Origin of the sequence: Clostridium sp. AM54-37XD, assembly GCF_003478225.1 — a bacterium.
GTDB classification, from domain to species: Bacteria; Bacillota; Clostridia; order Lachnospirales; family Lachnospiraceae; genus Coprococcus; species Coprococcus ammoniilyticus.
Genome location: NZ_QUEV01000001.1, coordinates 208,226 through 225,190 on the forward strand (window position 1 = coordinate 208,226; position 16,965 = coordinate 225,190).

Annotated in this window: 11 protein-coding genes, 1 tRNA gene and 1 pseudogene; 8 read left to right on the forward strand and 5 right to left on the reverse strand. The window is 38.3% G+C overall.

Annotated features, from left to right (window positions below):
• Window positions 1-9 precede the first annotated feature (9 nt).
• Window positions 10-3,438 (reverse strand): carbohydrate binding domain-containing protein, encoded by a 3,429-nt coding sequence (locus DXA07_RS00905; protein WP_117807932.1) that lies wholly within the window; start codon window positions 3,436-3,438, stop codon window positions 10-12.
• A gap of 212 nt (window positions 3,439-3,650) precedes the next feature.
• Here DXA07_RS00905 and DXA07_RS00910 point away from each other — a divergent pair, with 212 nt between their 5' ends.
• Together DXA07_RS00910 and DXA07_RS00915 are read left to right on the forward strand one after the other, a co-directional pair.
• The gene (locus tag DXA07_RS00910) at window positions 3,651-4,397 is read left to right on the forward strand and encodes an AraC family transcriptional regulator (protein WP_118482928.1); all 747 of its coding nucleotides are present in this window, start codon (window positions 3,651-3,653) and stop codon (window positions 4,395-4,397) included.
• 228 nt (window positions 4,398-4,625) lie between these two features.
• Window positions 4,626-6,149, forward strand: a complete 1,524-nt coding sequence (locus tag DXA07_RS00915) for an aminoacyl-histidine dipeptidase (RefSeq protein WP_118482930.1) — start codon at window positions 4,626-4,628, stop codon at window positions 6,147-6,149.
• Window positions 6,150-6,249: 100 nt separating this feature from the next.
• Here the strand turns inward: DXA07_RS00915 and DXA07_RS00920 are convergent, their stop codons facing one another.
• The 3 genes from DXA07_RS00920 to DXA07_RS12945 all read right to left on the reverse strand — a co-directional run bounded on the left by DXA07_RS00920 (window position 6,250) and on the right by DXA07_RS12945 (window position 9,615).
• Complete coding sequence (locus DXA07_RS00920; protein WP_117807936.1) at window positions 6,250-8,631, reverse strand: ABC transporter permease; 2,382 nt, start codon at window positions 8,629-8,631, stop codon at window positions 6,250-6,252.
• A gap of 14 nt (window positions 8,632-8,645) precedes the next feature.
• Window positions 8,646-9,305 carry an ABC transporter ATP-binding protein gene (locus DXA07_RS00925; protein ID WP_179960553.1) on the reverse strand — a complete coding sequence of 220 codons (660 nt, stop codon included), beginning with the start codon at window positions 9,303-9,305 and terminating at the stop codon, window positions 8,646-8,648.
• 136 nt (window positions 9,306-9,441) lie between these two features.
• On the reverse strand, window positions 9,442-9,615 hold the full coding sequence (locus DXA07_RS12945; protein ID WP_173783748.1) for a hypothetical protein: 174 nt from the start codon (window positions 9,613-9,615) through the stop codon (window positions 9,442-9,444).
• A gap of 242 nt (window positions 9,616-9,857) precedes the next feature.
• On the opposite strand from DXA07_RS12945, the gene DXA07_RS00930 reads away from it, so the two are divergent.
• The 3 genes from DXA07_RS00930 (at window position 9,858) to DXA07_RS13225 (ending at window position 12,494) form a co-directional block, all read left to right on the forward strand.
• Window positions 9,858-10,436 (forward strand): accessory gene regulator B family protein, encoded by a 579-nt coding sequence (locus tag DXA07_RS00930; protein ID WP_182427496.1) that lies wholly within the window; start codon window positions 9,858-9,860, stop codon window positions 10,434-10,436.
• Window positions 10,433-11,164, forward strand: a complete 732-nt coding sequence (locus tag DXA07_RS00935; protein WP_182427494.1) for a LytTR family DNA-binding domain-containing protein — start codon at window positions 10,433-10,435, stop codon at window positions 11,162-11,164. Before DXA07_RS00930 ends, DXA07_RS00935 begins: the two co-directional genes overlap by 4 nt.
• A gap of 571 nt (window positions 11,165-11,735) precedes the next feature.
• A complete protein-coding gene (locus DXA07_RS13225; protein ID WP_243015393.1) occupies window positions 11,736-12,494 on the forward strand; it encodes a GHKL domain-containing protein in 759 nt (252 codons plus the stop codon).
• Between the two features lie 80 nt (window positions 12,495-12,574).
• On the opposite strand, the gene DXA07_RS00945 is transcribed toward DXA07_RS13225, so the two are convergent.
• A tRNA-Lys gene (locus DXA07_RS00945) sits at window positions 12,575-12,647 on the reverse strand.
• Window positions 12,648-13,638: 991 nt separating this feature from the next.
• Here DXA07_RS00945 and trmB point away from each other — a divergent pair.
• The 3 genes and pseudogenes from trmB to DXA07_RS00960 all read left to right on the forward strand — a co-directional run bounded on the left by trmB (window position 13,639) and on the right by DXA07_RS00960 (window position 16,934).
• Window positions 13,639-14,129, forward strand: a pseudogene (gene trmB / locus DXA07_RS00950) (tRNA (guanosine(46)-N7)-methyltransferase TrmB).
• A 19-nt stretch (window positions 14,130-14,148) separates the two neighbouring features.
• Complete coding sequence (locus DXA07_RS00955; RefSeq protein ID WP_118482936.1) at window positions 14,149-15,750, forward strand: D-alanyl-D-alanine carboxypeptidase family protein; 1,602 nt, start codon at window positions 14,149-14,151, stop codon at window positions 15,748-15,750.
• A 56-nt stretch (window positions 15,751-15,806) separates the two neighbouring features.
• Window positions 15,807-16,934 (forward strand): ATP-binding protein, encoded by a 1,128-nt coding sequence (locus tag DXA07_RS00960; RefSeq protein WP_243013868.1) that lies wholly within the window; start codon window positions 15,807-15,809, stop codon window positions 16,932-16,934.
• The last annotated feature ends 31 nt before the right edge of the window (window positions 16,935-16,965 follow it).

Sequence of the window (16,965 nt, forward strand, 5' to 3'; positions counted from 1 at the left end):
GCCTGCGAATTATTCAGCAAGCTTTTTTAAAGAGATATTTGATACTGTGATTGTAGATGCAGGGGTATCAACATCCGCAATCTTACCCATAGAGAGGAAGAATCCAGCATCAGTATCTGTCTCTTCATTCATTGTGAATGTAATGGTTTTTACAACCTCTTCATTCTTTGGAAGAACAATTGTTTCTCCACCATACCATTTATAAGAGTTGCTCATGAAATTCAATAATACCGTTCTTGCTTCGGTTGACTTTAAAGTAATACTTGCTTCATAGGTCTTTCCATTTTCCAATGCCAGTCCCATCTGCTTCAACTGTACATTCCAGTCAGCAGTTCCAGCATCTGATAATTCATAAGTGATAACACCCTTATCAACTGTCTGTGTTCCAACAGCATCACCCATAATACCACCTTCCCAGTTTGAAAGTCCATTGTCTCCCTCTGAGAAATCTGCATTCTTAATCAGATTCACATCTGACTCCGTCTCATCAACCTTTGGAGCATCAATTTTCTCAAGAATAATATCATCAATACAGATTCTATGCTGCTGTTTGATCTGAACATCGCCTACAGCACCCATAGAAATACTTAAAATTGTTCTAGGATCACTCTTGTTCTTCATCTTGAACTCAACAACAATAGACTGATATTCATCTGTAAGATCAACTGTCTTTGATCCTGAATATGGTGTCCAGTCATCATCAGATGAACCATCTCTCTGAAGTGCAACCATAAGCTTACGGTTCATATCTGATTTTGCCTTTAATGATAGTCTGTACCACTGACCTTCTTCAAGACTAATATTGTTCTGCTTTAACTGGATCATCCAGTCCTGAGCACCTGTATCCTTGATCGTAAAATCTGCTGCATAATCTTCTGTCTGACTGTCGACTACATAAGATACATCTGTGCTGCCTTCTGCATATACTTCGTAACCGGAGAAACCTGCCTTAAAACTTCCGTTCTTAATCAGTGTATTTTCAACAACGCGAACATTGTCCAAATAGATCGTTCCCTTATTTCCAAGGAAATATGTTATCGTCTTAAATGCATCAGTTAACTCTTCCGGTGTTTTAAATACATAGTTAAATGTCTGTTTGTCTGTTGTTACATCTGCAGTAAATGTTTCACCTGCAATAACTACATCAAGCTGCATATCTATATCTGCCTGTGCGTCAAAGCTCAATGCATATTCTGTCTCAACGTTAAGTGGAAGACCATCCTGTGAAAGGATTACATCCGCTTTATTCTTTGTATCAGCCTTTACCATAAGACGACGGCCATCTGCCAATCCTGTTACGCTAACTACTGCCTGGCAGTTATTTGTCACAGTCCAGTCACCGAGACGATTCTTACCTTCCTGAAAACCACCATTGTAAATATAGTTACCATCTGATAAAGGTTTTTTACTATTATCAATTTCCTTCTGTGCTGTCTTTTTAATTGATACATTTGTAATGTATACAGTAGCTGTTGAATCTGTAGCACCGAAATTGAACTCCAGACGTGCATTTGCATCCGGCTTATCCGTCATGGTGTATGTATAAGTATAGGTCTGCTTCTCTGTTTTCAGGTCAACAACCGTATCATTCAGATAACGCTTGTAGGAACGATCTGGTGCAGATACATCTACTTTCATAGTACGTGCTTCATCTGCCCATGCATCAAATGTTACTGTATATTCGCCGCCTTTTTCTGCAGGAATTGACGGCTGAACAAGCTGAATACTGTAATCAACTGTTCCGGCTTTATCTGTATGTATTTCAATTGCCTTGTTTTTAATAACTGCATTTCCTTCTCCTTCTAAAGCGGTAAGGAATTTCCAGTCTATGTCATCTGTGAGATCTTCTGTCTTAGCAAAATCTCCATTGTTTACATAGTTTCCATTTGCATCCGGATCACGGATAATTACTTCGTTAACAGGTTTTTCTACATCTTCATTGTAGCTGTCCTTCTGATATACTTTTACATAATCAATACTATAACTCTGAGTATTGATATAATCTGCATCATCATCCGGATATCCAACCCATGATCCACCAACTGCAAGATTTAAGATCATGTAAAATGGCTGATCAAATGGTGCAGGATAAGCAACCTCTGTCTCACCTTCAACTGCTGTGAACCAGTCACTTGTCTCATGATATTTTATTCCATCTACATACCATGTGATCTTACCCGGCTGCCAGTCACATGAAAATGTATGATATTCATCTGCAAAATTTCCATTCTCTAATGTATATGTTCCCTGCTTTTCCGCATGTGGACTTCCATAGTGAATCGTGCCATAAACCTTATCTGTTTCCTGCCCCATAACTTCCATAGCATCAATCTCACCACATCTTGGCCACTGTCCATACAGATTTTCATCTGTTGGCATCATCCAGAAGGCCGGAAGGAAACCTTTTCCACTTGGAACCTTAGCTCTTACCTCAAACAATCCATATGTAAAATCATGCTTACCCTGTGTATTGATTCTTCCTGAAGTAATAGAATATGAACCATCTTCATTCTTTGTCTTGACAGGCTGGATAACCAGCTTTCCATCCTTTACATATACATTCTGATCAGACTTTACATATGCCTGTAATTCACTGTTTACCCATCCTGGTGCATGCTCTTCATAATTCCAGTCATCCTCATTTAACGCATCACCATCAAAGTCATCTTCCCATTTCAGATTATATCCATCATAAGAAAGCTTGTTGTCTTCATCGCCCTTGTTATCCTGATCGTCTTTATCATCCGGCTTGTTTGGCGTTCCCGGCTTGTTTGGTGTTCCCGGCTTGTTTGGTGTTCCCGGTTTATTGGATGGCTCAGTTTTCTTCTTTTTAATAGTAATTGTACATTTTGCCTTCTTTGCACTGCCATCTTTAGCCGTAGCTGTAATTGTAACTTTTCCAGCCTTTTTACAGGTAACAACACCCTTTTTACTTACTGTTGCAACCTTCTTATTGCTTGAAGTAAACTTTACACCCTTTACACTGGATTTTTTAGGTGAAACTGTTGCTTTTAATTTTACCTTCTTGCCAACCTGTGTTTTCACCTTGCTTTTATTGAGCTTTACAGATTTAACAGGTGTTCCAACAATAACCTTCAAGGTTGTCTTTTTCTTCTTATTTACCTTGCTTCTTACTGTTATAGTTGTTTTTCCCTTTTTCAATGCCTTGATTTTACCGTTTTTACTTACGGTAGCAACCTTTTCATTTGAAGATTTGTAGGTTACTTTCTTACTGATTTTTCCATTTACAGTTACTTTTGTTTTCAACTGGTATGATTTCTTTGCTTTTAAAACAAGCGTTTTTGTCTCAGGCTTTACAATCGATACCGTCTTGATTGTTGCTTTTTTTGTTGTTGCAGCCATAACCGGCATCTGGATGGTGCTTACTAAAAGTGTAAGAGCCATTAAAAAAGCAATAATCTTTTTTGCATTTTTCATGAATACATACCTCCCGTATAAATTTTTGTTATGCAAATAGTATAAGAAGACTACTGTTTTCTTTATATCGTTTATATTACTTTTATATCGTTTTATTGACCATAGTCATGTTTTATGATACAATTTATACAAATTTACTAATAGTCATATTGTTTTATCTGTCATATTTACTATATAGTCTTATGACTGTTTTATACGAACGGGGATAGAATATGCAACTGAAAAAAGAACTTGTATACCGAGAATTTGTTCAAAGGGAAAATAATCTTCTGCGGGCTCCATACAATCCGGAGGTTTCCTTTTATGCAGCGATAAAAGAAGGAGATGTAGCAAAGGTTGAACAGCTGTGTCAGGAATCCTTATTAGATAAAGAAGGATTAGGCACCTTGTCCGACCACTATCTTCAAAACATAAAATACCATTATGTCATTACAACAGCAATTATTGCACGTTACTGCATTGAAGGTGGTATGGAATTGTCAAATGCCTACAGTCTGAGCGATTTCTATATCCAAAAAGCGGACCGTTGCAAAACGCCAGAGGAAGTTGCAGCACTTCATCCTGCCATGTGTATGGATTATACGAAACGAATGCGAAACCTTCGAAAATCCAAAATATCATCACTCCATATTGCTGTCTGTCTGGATTATATCTATGATCATCTTCATACCCATATCACAGCAGAACAACTTGCTAAGCTGACAGGATTAAATATCTCCTATCTATCCCGGCTTTTTAAAAAGGAAACCGGTCAGACAATCAGCAACTATATTCGTGATAAAAAAATTGAAACAGCAAAAAATATGTTACTTTATTCTGATTTCTCGCCTTCTGAAATTGCCTCAATTCTGGCATTTCCCAGCCAGAGTTATTTTACAGAAGTATTTCGAAAGACAACTGGAGTCACTCCAAGAAAATATCAGGAATCTTTTTTACGAACAACTGCCCTTGGAAAATAATACAACAACTATCTGTGCATATCTTGTGTTATACTAGATATGCACATTTTATTTTATATTATAGTGTAAGCATAGCTCACTCAATGCATTCGAAAAATCATCCCTTGCAAGCAAGTGATTTTTCAGCATTATATCGTGATTTCATCACTCAATGCATTCGAAAAATCATCTCTTGCAAGCAAGTGATTTTTCAGCATTATATCATGAGCTTATTTCAAGGAGGCACATATGTCTGTATTATCATCTATAGAACCACAAAATGTATTCCATTATTTTGAAGAAATCTGCTCCATCCCACATGGCTCCGGTCATACCGATGCGATCAGTAATTATCTGGCTGCATTTGCCGAAGCACATAAACTGAAATATATCAAAGATGCTTCCAACAATGTCATTATCTTTAAGCCGGGAACATCCGGCTATGAAACTTCCGCCCCTGTCATGCTGCAGGGACATATTGACATGGTTGCTGTGAAAGAAAAGGACTGCCCGATCAATATGGATACCGACGGTCTGAAACTCAAGTTGGAAAACGGCATTATCAGCGCAGAAGGCACGACCCTTGGCGGTGATGATGGAATCGCTGTCGCTTTTGCACTTGCAATACTCGACTCTCACGATATCCCACATCCACCACTGGAAGCAGTCTTCACGGTTGATGAGGAGATCGGCATGCTCGGTGCGGCGGCTCTTGACTGCACACCACTTTCATCCCGTATCATGTTAAATCTTGATTCCGAAGACGAAGGCTATCTGCTTGTCAGTTGTGCAGGCGGCGCAACCGCAGATGTTCAGATCCCTGTTAAATGGGAAAATACGAACGAAAAGGCATCTGCCTATAAGCTCTCTGTCGCACATGCCTGTGGCGGTCATTCCGGTGTCGAGATCAACAAGCAAAGTGCAAATGCCAGCAAGGTGTTAGGACGTGTTCTGAACGCACTTGCAAACGATTTTGATATGAAATTATCTACACTCTCCGGTGGCTTAAAGGATAACGCCATTCCGACCGATGCAGAAGCTGTCGTTATCTTTTCTGATACCGATATGTCTGACATAAACACACCAGGCCATGCAGATATTCCAGCAAATTCTGCGCACGCAAGTCTTCAGGATCTCATCTCCAAGTGGAATCAGATCATCCGTCATGAATACACCCATACAGACCCGGATATCTGTATCACCTTAGAGCCTGTTGATCTTCCGGCAGCCACAATGACGGATACATCTACCCATACCGTGATCGATGTCTTAATGACTTATCCAAATGGTGTCCGGAAAATGAGCAAAGATATCGCAGGGCTGGTTCAGACTTCCCTGAACCTCGGTATCCTGTCAACGATCAAACCAGACGATCAATCAACAAATGGCATGGTATCTTTTAAAAGCTCCGTCCGAAGCAGTATCGGAAGCGAAAAAGATGCTCTGCTTAACAGCCTGAAATCTCTCGCCACTCTTGCAGGCGGAACACTGACAGTAACCGGAGATTATCCCGCATGGGAATACCGGGAAGATTCTCCGCTTCGCGATCTGATGGTAAAAATATTCAAACAGCAGTATGGAAAAGAACCTGTAATACAGGCACTCCATGCCGGTGTAGAATGTGGAATCTTTGCTTCTAAACTTCCGGGACTTGACTGTGTATCCTTCGGACCGGATATGGACGATATCCACACAACCAACGAATCCATGAACGTGGAAAGTGTCCGCAGAACATGGAAATATACCTTAAAGATATTGAAAGAATTAAAATAATATATCTTAAAAAAGGAGCTGACACCTAACAATTCTATTGTTATCGTGTCAGCTCTTATCATAAAAGAATCTTTACCTTCATTTTCATAATTACCCTCCCTTATTCCTCTCTCAGATCCCTTAAGATTCTTTGTCTTTTTAATTGAATAACATCCATAAAAATTGCCACTATCTGAATAAACAGAACAAATGCAAGCACCAGTGCTATGCTTTTCCAGCCATCAACTAACACAATATTTTTTGTTATTTCTGACAAATATAAGCGGCACAAAAGTGTCACTATAAAGACAGCTACAATAGATACAACAATTCCCTGACCAATCTTGGTCAGAAGCATCGGCAAAATAATACTGCTGTCTGTGCGGCCAATTGCCTTCAGGATGGCAAAGTTGTGTCTGCGTCGAACGAATGTCAGTGCATGGATATATAAAACTGCCAGGAAATTAATTACCATAATGATTACAAAAATTCCATAAGTACCACCCTGAATCGTTTTCTTATTATCCTGATCCCGGATATAATCTGTCAAAGTATCGAAGAAAGAATATTCATATACAGGTGCATGTGTATTCAGAAACTCTGCTGCCTTTAACTCATAACCCGACTTTACATTTATATTAATAAGTACATTTGTATAATCGAATTGTTTTTTAAACAGCTCTTCAGGAACAATGATAGCGATTCCATTCTGATCCTTCCAGTTTAAGAATCTGCTTCTTCCGAAAACCGGTACTTCTCCCTCTGAAAATACCGGTCCTTCTTCCTCCTGACGACCCGCATACTTTAGTGTATCCGGGATATCATTTAAAATACAATCTTCTGTATTCTTATAATTATCAATTATGATCACTCCTCCAGATTGGACAAACTTATTATAGCTGACCTCCTGTGACATCTCTATTTTTCGGTTATATTGTTTTTCACTGACACCAACAATCTCACACCACACACCCTTTTCATCATCTGAAAATATCAAATCATCTGCATAGTCCATATTGATAAGAGAAGGATCAATGAAAAACTCACCCATAGTATCATAAACCTCATCATAGTAGGAAACGCCCGGTATCAGATTTTCAAAATCGTCCATATGACTGACATCATCGGATATTAGTGAAAACTGTACATCCTGACTTTCCTCAGACAATAACTGATATGATACATAACGATTTACCATAAGAACCAGCATCGTTACCATTCCGATCAAGACAAGAGACAGGAATGAAAATACCTTTTCATAATCTCCGGTATCCCGAATGGAATACCGCATCATGATATTTCCTTTTTCAGATCCACGTTTATCCTTTACCTTATAATTGTTCTTTCCACCTTTCATAATATCGATCATTTTCATTCTTGAACGATATATTAATACAGGACAGATTCCAACTATAAAATCCAATACACAGATTCCCCAAATGACCATATATGAAATTGGCTGGAACTGTGGAGCGAAATGTTCCAGTGGGATGGTTCGTAATGACTGTATAAGCTTAAAGATCAAAATGGTAATATATCTTCCAAGTATAAGTCCAAGCACACATCCAATAATTATCAGAATGAAACCCTCCAGGAAATATGCCGAAAAAATATAGCTGTTTGAAAATCCAAGACTCATTAGGATTCCCTGCTGATTACTTCTTTCACTCATATACGACAGGAAAATATGAATACCAAGAATGAGTGAAGTAAGTATGATTAGTATGATAAAACCCATGAGGAGTTGTCCAATATTGGTATCCTCCAGCCCGCCTGATCTGTCAATCTCTATCGCATTCAGATCTCCATTTGTAATCATATGGTATCCTTCCATAAATCCATGGGCGGTATCACCATTAAAAATCTGTTTGGAACTCAGATCCATATATTTTTTTATTGCTTTATATCCCGGCTGATAGTCCCGTCGATCATTAAAATGAATATAGATGTTGTATAAATTTCCCCGTATACTTCCATTTACGATCGCAACCTTATAGACGTCCTGTGTACTATAATCATAATCATTTAAAATTCCACTAATCGTATAGGTCTGATCCTTGAAGGTAACTGTGTCTCCCAGATCAAATTGTTTAGCAATATATACATTTTTGTATTTGGCTGTTGCCGATATAGCAATCTCATTTTCTTTTTGGGGAAAAATGCCCTTTTCTAATTGGTAATGATTCATAGTGATCGAAGCTGCATCACTATCCACGATGCATAATTCATTATTTACATTTGCAACTATTTTTTCTACACCAAGTGTTGCCTGATCCTTATACTGCTCCAATATCCAGTCACGAACCTTATATGTTACATTATGTAAAGTAATATTATATTCTCCATTTGTCTGATACGCATTTTGCAGCCGCATATCCTGAAATGATATATATGCATTGATTGAGGAAAAGATAAGCATAACAGAAAAACAAATACTTATAATTGCCCGAACCGCTTTTTTCCTGTTGTGCAGGATATTGTGAAATATCAATCGGCACTTCATATTGTTTCCCCTCCTTAATTCTGCTGGATTCTTCCGTCAACAAGATGAATACAGTGATCTGCCTGCTTTGCAATATCAGCATCATGCGTCACCATGAGCAAAGTCATGCCATATTCATTTGTTGTCTGTTTCAACAGATCAATGACACGTCTGCTGTTCTCCGAATCCAGATTACCGGTTGGTTCGTCTGCCAGAATGATCCTGGGTTGATTGATCAATGCCCTCGCGATTGCAATCCGTTGTTGTTGTCCACCTGATAACTGATCCGGATATTTATTTAAAAGATCTTTTATATCTAATTGTTCTGTCAATGTATCAAAATAATCCTTCTTACATTTCTTTACACATTCATTTGCGATCATAATATTATCCCGACATGTAAGAACCGGTATTAACTGAAAAAACTGGAATACCATTCCAATCATTTCCCGACGATATCGTAAACAGTCTTTTTTACCATAGTCCAATATATTCCTGTCTTCAACCAATATGCTTCCAGAATCCGGCTTATCAATCAATCCGATCATATTTAATAATGTTGTTTTTCCGCTTCCACTTTTGCCTGTAATAACTGTAAATGTATTTTCCTGAATATCTGCACTAACGTCATTAAGCGCCAGACAACAGGAATCTCCTTCTCCATACTTTTTTGTCAAATGTTCTATTTTTATCATGATATCCACCTCTCTGCGCTCAATATTTTTATTTAACAAAAGCACGTCATATTTTCCATTTACAGTCGATTTTTCTTATTATAAACAACATGGAAAATATAACGTGCTTCATTATTTGAAGAATCGCTTTCTGCTTTTATCCCCTCAATTTGAATCTCTGACTATCTGCAAATGCATCTAATCCTTCTGGTTCTTCTGCCTGATAATACTTATTCTTACATACATCAGATACCAGTGGTGCAATGACCATAGCCACAGCACAAAGCTGTGTTCCAAACTTACAGATTAGTCTGGCTATTGCCTTCTTCATAAGCATCTCCCCCTTTCTTATTATTTAGCCTTTGTTTATCACGGCTAAAATCCAAACCGTAGTTATATTCTAGCATATTATTTGCAAATTGTGTCGATTTGGGAGTGAGTGGTCGAAATTAAGGAGTGAACGGTAGTAGTTATACCATTTGCTCCCTAATTTCGACCCTTCACTCCAAAAAAATGCACTTTTTTTTAAATCATGTTATACTGGCTTTATCTATAAAAAGGGGGACAATACACATGAAACAACTTGGAACATATCTGGCAGATACCTTAACCGAAGATGGACAGATATTAAAAGAACAACAGGCAATCTATGCTTATCTGTTTGATTATCTGATTGAAGCCCTACTATATGATATAGTTGTTCTTATTATCGGTTTACTCGTACACCGCCTCGACCTAACGCTCTGCTATCTTCTGGTCACCATTCCTCTCCGCCACTTCGCAGGTGGATTTCATGCAAATACCAGACTTGGCTGTACCATACTATCCTATGGGATTTATCTTATAACTATTTTTTCTTGTTCGCTTATTCTTAAACATATAAAGCCTGTCTGGATATTTATCCTATATCTGCTCACCTGGTGTATGATACTTCCGGTTGCACCAGTAGATACAAAAAACAAGCGTTTATCTGAACATCAGAAAAAGAAATTATTTCACCGATGCCTGATAACCTGTTTCATTTTAACAATCTTAACAGGTTTTCTATATCTACATCACCAGATCACCTATTGCGGAATTATTATGCTGTGTATGGTCGAGGGTGTAATAAGTGTATATATTGGCATCTGGAAAAACAGGAGGAATTTATGATATTACGAATCGGCATCTGTGATGACACACAAACAGACATTATTCATTTGGAAAAACACATTAAACATTATATGGCATCTTATAATATTGAATTTGAAATCGAATCCTTCCGTTCTGGGGCAACCCTTCTGCAGGCACAAAAGGAGCAGACATTTCACATTTTACTGCTTGATATCGAAATGCCTGAAATTAATGGTATGATGATCGCCCGATATCTACGTGATGAATTATATGATGATGTTTTCATTGTCTTTGTAACATCCTATCCACAATACATGCAGGAAAGTTTTGATGTACAGCCTTTTCAGTTCCTTACAAAACCTGTTAGTTATACAAGAATAGAAAAACTACTTTCCGATATCATCCGTCGATATAAACATTCTCATATAACTAAAATTGTAATTGACTCACATGGAAAAGAACATTTGATACCTGTAAACAATATCTTATATATTCAGGCTGTTAAAGGAGAAAAACGATATCTGGAATACCATTTAATTGATGCCATATTAACAGGAGAAGGAACGATTCAGGATTGGGAAAATCGCTTATCTGATCATGATTTTTGTTCTCCTTACCGTGGATATCTGGTAAATATACGGCATATTCAAACAATTCAGCCTTCAAATATTGTAATAGCTAATGGGACTTTGATTCCTATAAGCAGAAGAAAAGTAACAACTTTACAGCAACTTTATGCCAACCGTATTATTCACGTTTTAAAATAGAAAGAAGAGGATATCAAACATGATAGTTCTAATAAGCGTGCTTAGTTTTATATTTGATAATTCATTATTATATATCTTTTTTCAAACTATGTTTGAAAAGAAAAAAAGAGATTACAATCCATATTATATTTTATTTGCCTTTATAATAGCTGACTCTATCTTCTGGATAATTTCATATCCACTGGTAGGAAATGTTTCATATTGGGCTTCTGCTACAAGGACAATGCTTACAAATATTATGAATTTATGTCTCTCTTTATTTTTTACTTCCGGAATTATTTATAGAATTTCTGTCATTTTAAGTTATTCTATAATAATTTCCATCTGCGAAGAAATGGCATATTATATTATTTCACATTTTACAGATATAACCATACAATTTGATTCCTTACCTGAGATCGTATTCACATCTATTTCTCTTGTTAGTGATTTATTAATTCTGCTTATCATTATGATTCTTCATGTCATTCGAAAGCAAAAGGCTGGAATCAAATCTAAAAAATATAGCATTTTACTATTGATCATCCCATTACTTTCCTGCACACTTGTATTACTTCCTACCTTTTTCAGTTTGAATAAAACCGAACCAAACACTTATCTGATCCTGGTTATATTTCTGCTTATTATCAACATTGTAAATTACATTCTGCTCCAAAGTGTATTAAAAGCAGAGTCCCTTGCACAGGAAACCAATCAGCTTACCGAGCAGGTAAACTATCAGCGACAAAAATACCAGCAGCTTGGAGATGCCTATAAAAACATTCGTGGATTCATGCACGATACAAAAAAGCATCTGTTCTATATTGAAACCTGTGTAAATGAAAAACATTATGATCAGATCATTCCATATGCCAGAGAAACTATGTCCGATCTGGAAGCCAGATATTGTACTGTAAATACAGGGAATCTAGTCATTGATGCTTTTATAAGCAATCTGATGCTTCGGACTGCCCGCCACAACATCAAACTCACAACTAAACTAAAAATTGACAATGATCTTGTTCCATGTGACGATTATCATATGACTATCATTCTTGGAAACCTGTTAGATAATGCATTAAATGCCTGTCTGGAAGAACAGAGTGGCGAGATCAATATCAATATTCAGACGATCGAGCATACCTTTACAATCTATATTACAAATACCTACCATTTTCCTATTGGAAAAAAACCACCGGAAGATATAGAAAATCTGGACTTTATTCATGGATATGGTTTGAAGAATGTAAAAAAATCTGCTGAAGCCTGCGGCGGATTTTGCCTGATCAATTACGAAAATGGACTCTATTCTGTAACAGTTATTATTCCTGAAAAAAAGAGAACTACCTGAATCAAAAATATATATTCTTATACCGAAAAAAAGCCCCAACCCAGCAGCTTCAAATATCTGCCAAATTAGGACTTTTGTAGTGGGCCGCCGGGGGCTCGAACCCCGCACACCCTGATTAAGAGTCAGGTGCTCTACCAAATGAGCTAGCGGCCCGAAGTCTTTTTTATTTTGTTATCTCGCCGACAACGAAATTGATTATATAACATAGTTTATCCAAATGCAAGCATTTTTTTCAAAAAATTTTAACTTTTTTTAATATCGGTTATTTGCATAGATTTTATGCGGATTTTTGTACTTTTTCCTATTGATTTTTATCTTCTTCTATTGTAGCAGCGCGGTTTCTTTTCTCTCTTGCAGCAATCCTGATTCAAAATTTTTTTCACTTCCTCATATCCCCTGTATAAACAAACACACCATTTGTTAAATCCTTTTTTGCAGTAACAGCATGCAGTCACCTTTTTCTGAAATTTATGATCTCCCATTCACAAAAACACCTCCGCTTTTCATCCAACTTCTGACGGACAAAAATCTCTTCCCCACCAAAAAAAAGCCTCCTATACCATATTATATGAAGAAACCAGAATAAGTTCCCGGTAATTCTTGATTTCACCATCAAAACCCACGAAAAAACATAAAAAAAACAGCCCCGCTATTTACTTTAAAACCCTAATATTGATATAATGGAACAATGAGCAATGCAGAATTATATATATGTAGAACGAGCGGAAGCTTGCTTACGGCGAGTTCTATATATATATAATTCTATAGTGCGAAGCACTACAACGAGCCGTCAGGCGAGGTGGGCATTGCGAATTGACCACATGGTGGGCATTGCGATCCACCACAAAGCCGTTAGGCGAAGTGGCATTGCGAATTGACCACATGGTGGGTATTGCGATCCACCACAAAGCCGTCAGGCGAGGTGGGCATTGCGAATTGACCACATGGTAGGCATTGCGAATTAAGATTATTTTGGAGGAACACCCTCGTGAGACTTAGAAACGTAAAAGGCTCCAGAGAGACAATCGCCGACAACAAATACGTCGTACACGACGAAGAAAGCATGAAAGGCAAATGGAGCGAATTTTTTGGGAATACAAATCCCATCCACATCGAGATTGGTATGGGAAAAGGACAATTTATCATGGAGCTTGCCAGACGGAATCCGGATATCAACTATCTCGCATCGAGAAATATTCCAGTGTTCTGGTACGTGCCATCGAGAAACGTGAACAGGAAGAAGACATGACCAATCTTTATTTTATAAGAATGGATGCTGAGTACATCGAGAATGTCTTTGCAGAAAATGAAGTAGCAAATATCTACCTGAACTTCTCTGATCCATGGCCAAAGGATCGCCATGCCAGGAGACGACTGACTTCAACTCACTTTTTCGAACACTACGATCATATCCTTGCGCCGGACGGACGTGTTATGTTCAAGACAGATAACCGCCCATTATTTGACTTCTCCTTAGAGCAGGTTCCGGAAGCAGGATGGACACTTGAAAACTACACATATGATCTGCACCATTCCGAATACAACGAAGGAAATATCATGACAGAATACGAAGCAAAGTTTTCTGCTCTTGGTACTCCGATCAACCGGCTGGTTGCATATCGAACAAAGAAATAGCATTGGAGAATAACCGTTCATGAAGATAAGAAAGAACCCGAAGAAAAACAGGACAAGACATGCAATTCCTGTCGTTATCCTGTCCACTGTTCTGTTATTTACCATGAGCGTTTTCTATATAGACAGCACGTCATCCTCTGCTGCCGGAACAGACCATTTGTTTCTTCCAGACAGTACAGTTACGAATACGGCATCTGATGACTCTACAAACGAAGGATCAGATAACAGCACAGATGAGGATGGAACAACTGAATACTTAGTTACAACCGAGTACCCTGATGAACCGGGCAAAGCACCGGAGCTTGCGTCCAACTATGCCATCGTACTGGACGCAAATACTGGGAATATTCTATATCAAAAAAACGCTTTTGATAAACAGTACCCGGCAAGTATCACGAAGATTATGACCTTCTTACTTGCCATTGAAAATACAAAGCTGACCGATACTGTAACAATGTCACACGATGCCGTCTTCGGCATTGATCGAGGAAGCAGCCATATCGGTCTGGATGAAGGTGAACAGATCTCTATGGAGGATGCCCTCTATGGTATGATGCTGGAATCCGCAAATGAAGTTGCATGGGGCATCGGAGAATTTGTCTCTGGTGGGAGCATCGAAGATTTTGCTAAAATGATGAATGAACGTGCAGTCAAGCTTGGCTGCCTTGGCACTCATTTTGTAAATGCAAATGGTCTTCCGGATGAGAACCATTATACCACCTGTTATGACATGGCATTAATAACCAAAGCCTGTCTGAAACACGATGAATTTCGTAAAATAACAGGTACCAGAAATCATGTCATTGGACCGACAAATATTTGCGAGGAAGAACGCCAGCTCTGGCAGCACTGTAAAATGACAAATCCCGACAGCAAATATTACTATGAATACTGCGAAGGCGGTAAGACCGGTTATACAAATGATGCATTAAATACCCTTGTTACCTGGAGTAAAAAAGGTGATACCGAACTGATCTGCGTTCTGATGAACTGTAACGGTGCAGCAAATACCTACACTGACAGCAAAGCCATCTATGAGTATTGCTTCCGGAATTATAGTCTCCAGACACCTCTGGCCGACTATACCTTTGACAGCACCCAGACATCACAGACGCTTGATTATTTGAACTCCTATTACAAGACTGATTCCGGTTCTGATATTACATTGCAGATTGATAAGGACTATAAACTGAATTTTAATAAAAATGATGATATTAAGAAATTAACTTACAGTATCGAATATAACAAAGAACCGGTAAAAGATGGAGATACTTATACCGTGGGGCATCTGATTCTCTCCTATGGCGGAAATATGATAGGAACAACAGATCTTACCGTAACCGGCTATAACCCGGATGGGAAACAGATTTCATCAAATAACACAGAACATGCAGCCGGTGCAACAGTTGCAGCCTCTGCAGCAAAAAAGAAGCTGTCGATCCATCCATTGTGGATCATTCTTGCAGTTCTGCTTCTTCTTGCCGTATTGTTTGTGGCCTATCTGATCCATATACAGAAAGCAAGAAAGCATCAACGCGCGCTTCAGGCAGCAAGAAAAAAACAATATGAAGAACGCAGACGACAGCTTCAGGAAACATTTGATAATGACCTTGACGAGTAAGGTACAATAGAAACAACAAAACCTCTTAACAGATATAGAGGAGAATGGAGAATATCATGGATATTTCAACAACGGAAAATCTGAAAACAGTGCGGGATTCCAATCAGGAAATTCTGGACTACTTCAACGAACTGTATGTAGAGAAACTGGAACAGATCCAGGCTCTGAAAACAGAACAGTTTGAATTAAAGATTAAAATTGATGAACTTATGAAAACACTGGAGGTCTACTCCTTTAAAAACAGTGCCGGACATAATGTCTTTTCTCCATTTTCTACAACGACAACAACGCAGGAAGAAAAAGCTGCACAGATTGAACAGGAATTAAAAGAGCTGAACGCTTCTAATGCTGCTCTTACAACAAAGATCCACTGCTTACAGGCAGATGCCGACGAGCTGAAGGGCAGGATCACACGCATTCATACAGCAACCAAAAAGCTGGATGCTTTTCTGGATGAAATGGCAGAAGAATTCACAAAGGAAGCGGTTGCATTGGAAAAAGAGCCGGTTGAAGAAGACCTTCCGGTTATCAATCATGGCTTCAATATTCTTCGTCTGAAAAAATACGATCAGGATAAATTAGTACAATCCTTACATACCGATATTCTGGAGCAATTAGATCGAACCAGACATACTCTGAATTCCCTGTCATGGCTGATCAAGTCGGATGTCAACCGGGCAAAGATCACACTTGATGAACTCATCGACTCAACTGCATCCATGGAAGATTCTCTGAATGCTATCCTTTTGGGACTTACCGGTGACATTGATGCAACTGTACCGATTGAAACCTTATTAGAAGATACCATTTTCCGATACAAAGATGCTTATCCAGAATGTGTCATTGAATCTGACATTGACTGTCCGGATGCTTCGATCGAGATTCCGGAAATTATCACGATCAGTCTGATCCGTATACTGTGTGAATGTCTGGACAATGTATATAAGCATGCAAATGCAAATCGTGTTGGTATCAACATTCAGATCTACAGTGATCAGATATCGGTACATATCAATGATAACGGCATCGGCATTGATGAGAATTACAGTCACACCTCTCCATGGAACAGTGGACTTCACCGCATTCAGGAGATTATTTATTTGTTAAATGGACAACTTAAGATAGAAGGTGATATCATCAGTGGAACAGATATCCGTTTTTCTATCCCGATTGAAATAATGTAGATTATGGGTTCTCCCCCTTAATTATGAAATG

What these genes read in the sequence shown, in the direction of transcription:
- DXA07_RS00905 (WP_117807932.1), bottom strand. Translation starts at nt 3,438, where the DNA reads ATGAAAAATGCAAAAAAGATTATTGCTTTTTTAATGGCTCTTACACTT.
- DXA07_RS00910 (WP_118482928.1), top strand. Translation starts at nt 3,651, where the DNA reads ATGCAACTGAAAAAAGAACTTGTATACCGAGAATTTGTTCAAAGGGAA.
- DXA07_RS00915 (WP_118482930.1), top strand. Translation starts at nt 4,626, where the DNA reads ATGTCTGTATTATCATCTATAGAACCACAAAATGTATTCCATTATTTT.
- DXA07_RS00920 (WP_117807936.1), bottom strand. Translation starts at nt 8,631, where the DNA reads ATGAAGTGCCGATTGATATTTCACAATATCCTGCACAACAGGAAAAAA.
- DXA07_RS00925 (WP_179960553.1), bottom strand. Translation starts at nt 9,305, where the DNA reads ATGATAAAAATAGAACATTTGACAAAAAAGTATGGAGAAGGAGATTCC.
- DXA07_RS12945 (WP_173783748.1), bottom strand. Translation starts at nt 9,615, where the DNA reads ATGAAGAAGGCAATAGCCAGACTAATCTGTAAGTTTGGAACACAGCTT.
- DXA07_RS00930 (WP_182427496.1), top strand. Translation starts at nt 9,858, where the DNA reads ATGAAACAACTTGGAACATATCTGGCAGATACCTTAACCGAAGATGGA.
- DXA07_RS00935 (WP_182427494.1), top strand. Translation starts at nt 10,433, where the DNA reads ATGATATTACGAATCGGCATCTGTGATGACACACAAACAGACATTATT.
- DXA07_RS00955 (WP_118482936.1), top strand. Translation starts at nt 14,149, where the DNA reads ATGAAGATAAGAAAGAACCCGAAGAAAAACAGGACAAGACATGCAATT.
- DXA07_RS00960 (WP_243013868.1), top strand. Translation starts at nt 15,807, where the DNA reads ATGGATATTTCAACAACGGAAAATCTGAAAACAGTGCGGGATTCCAAT.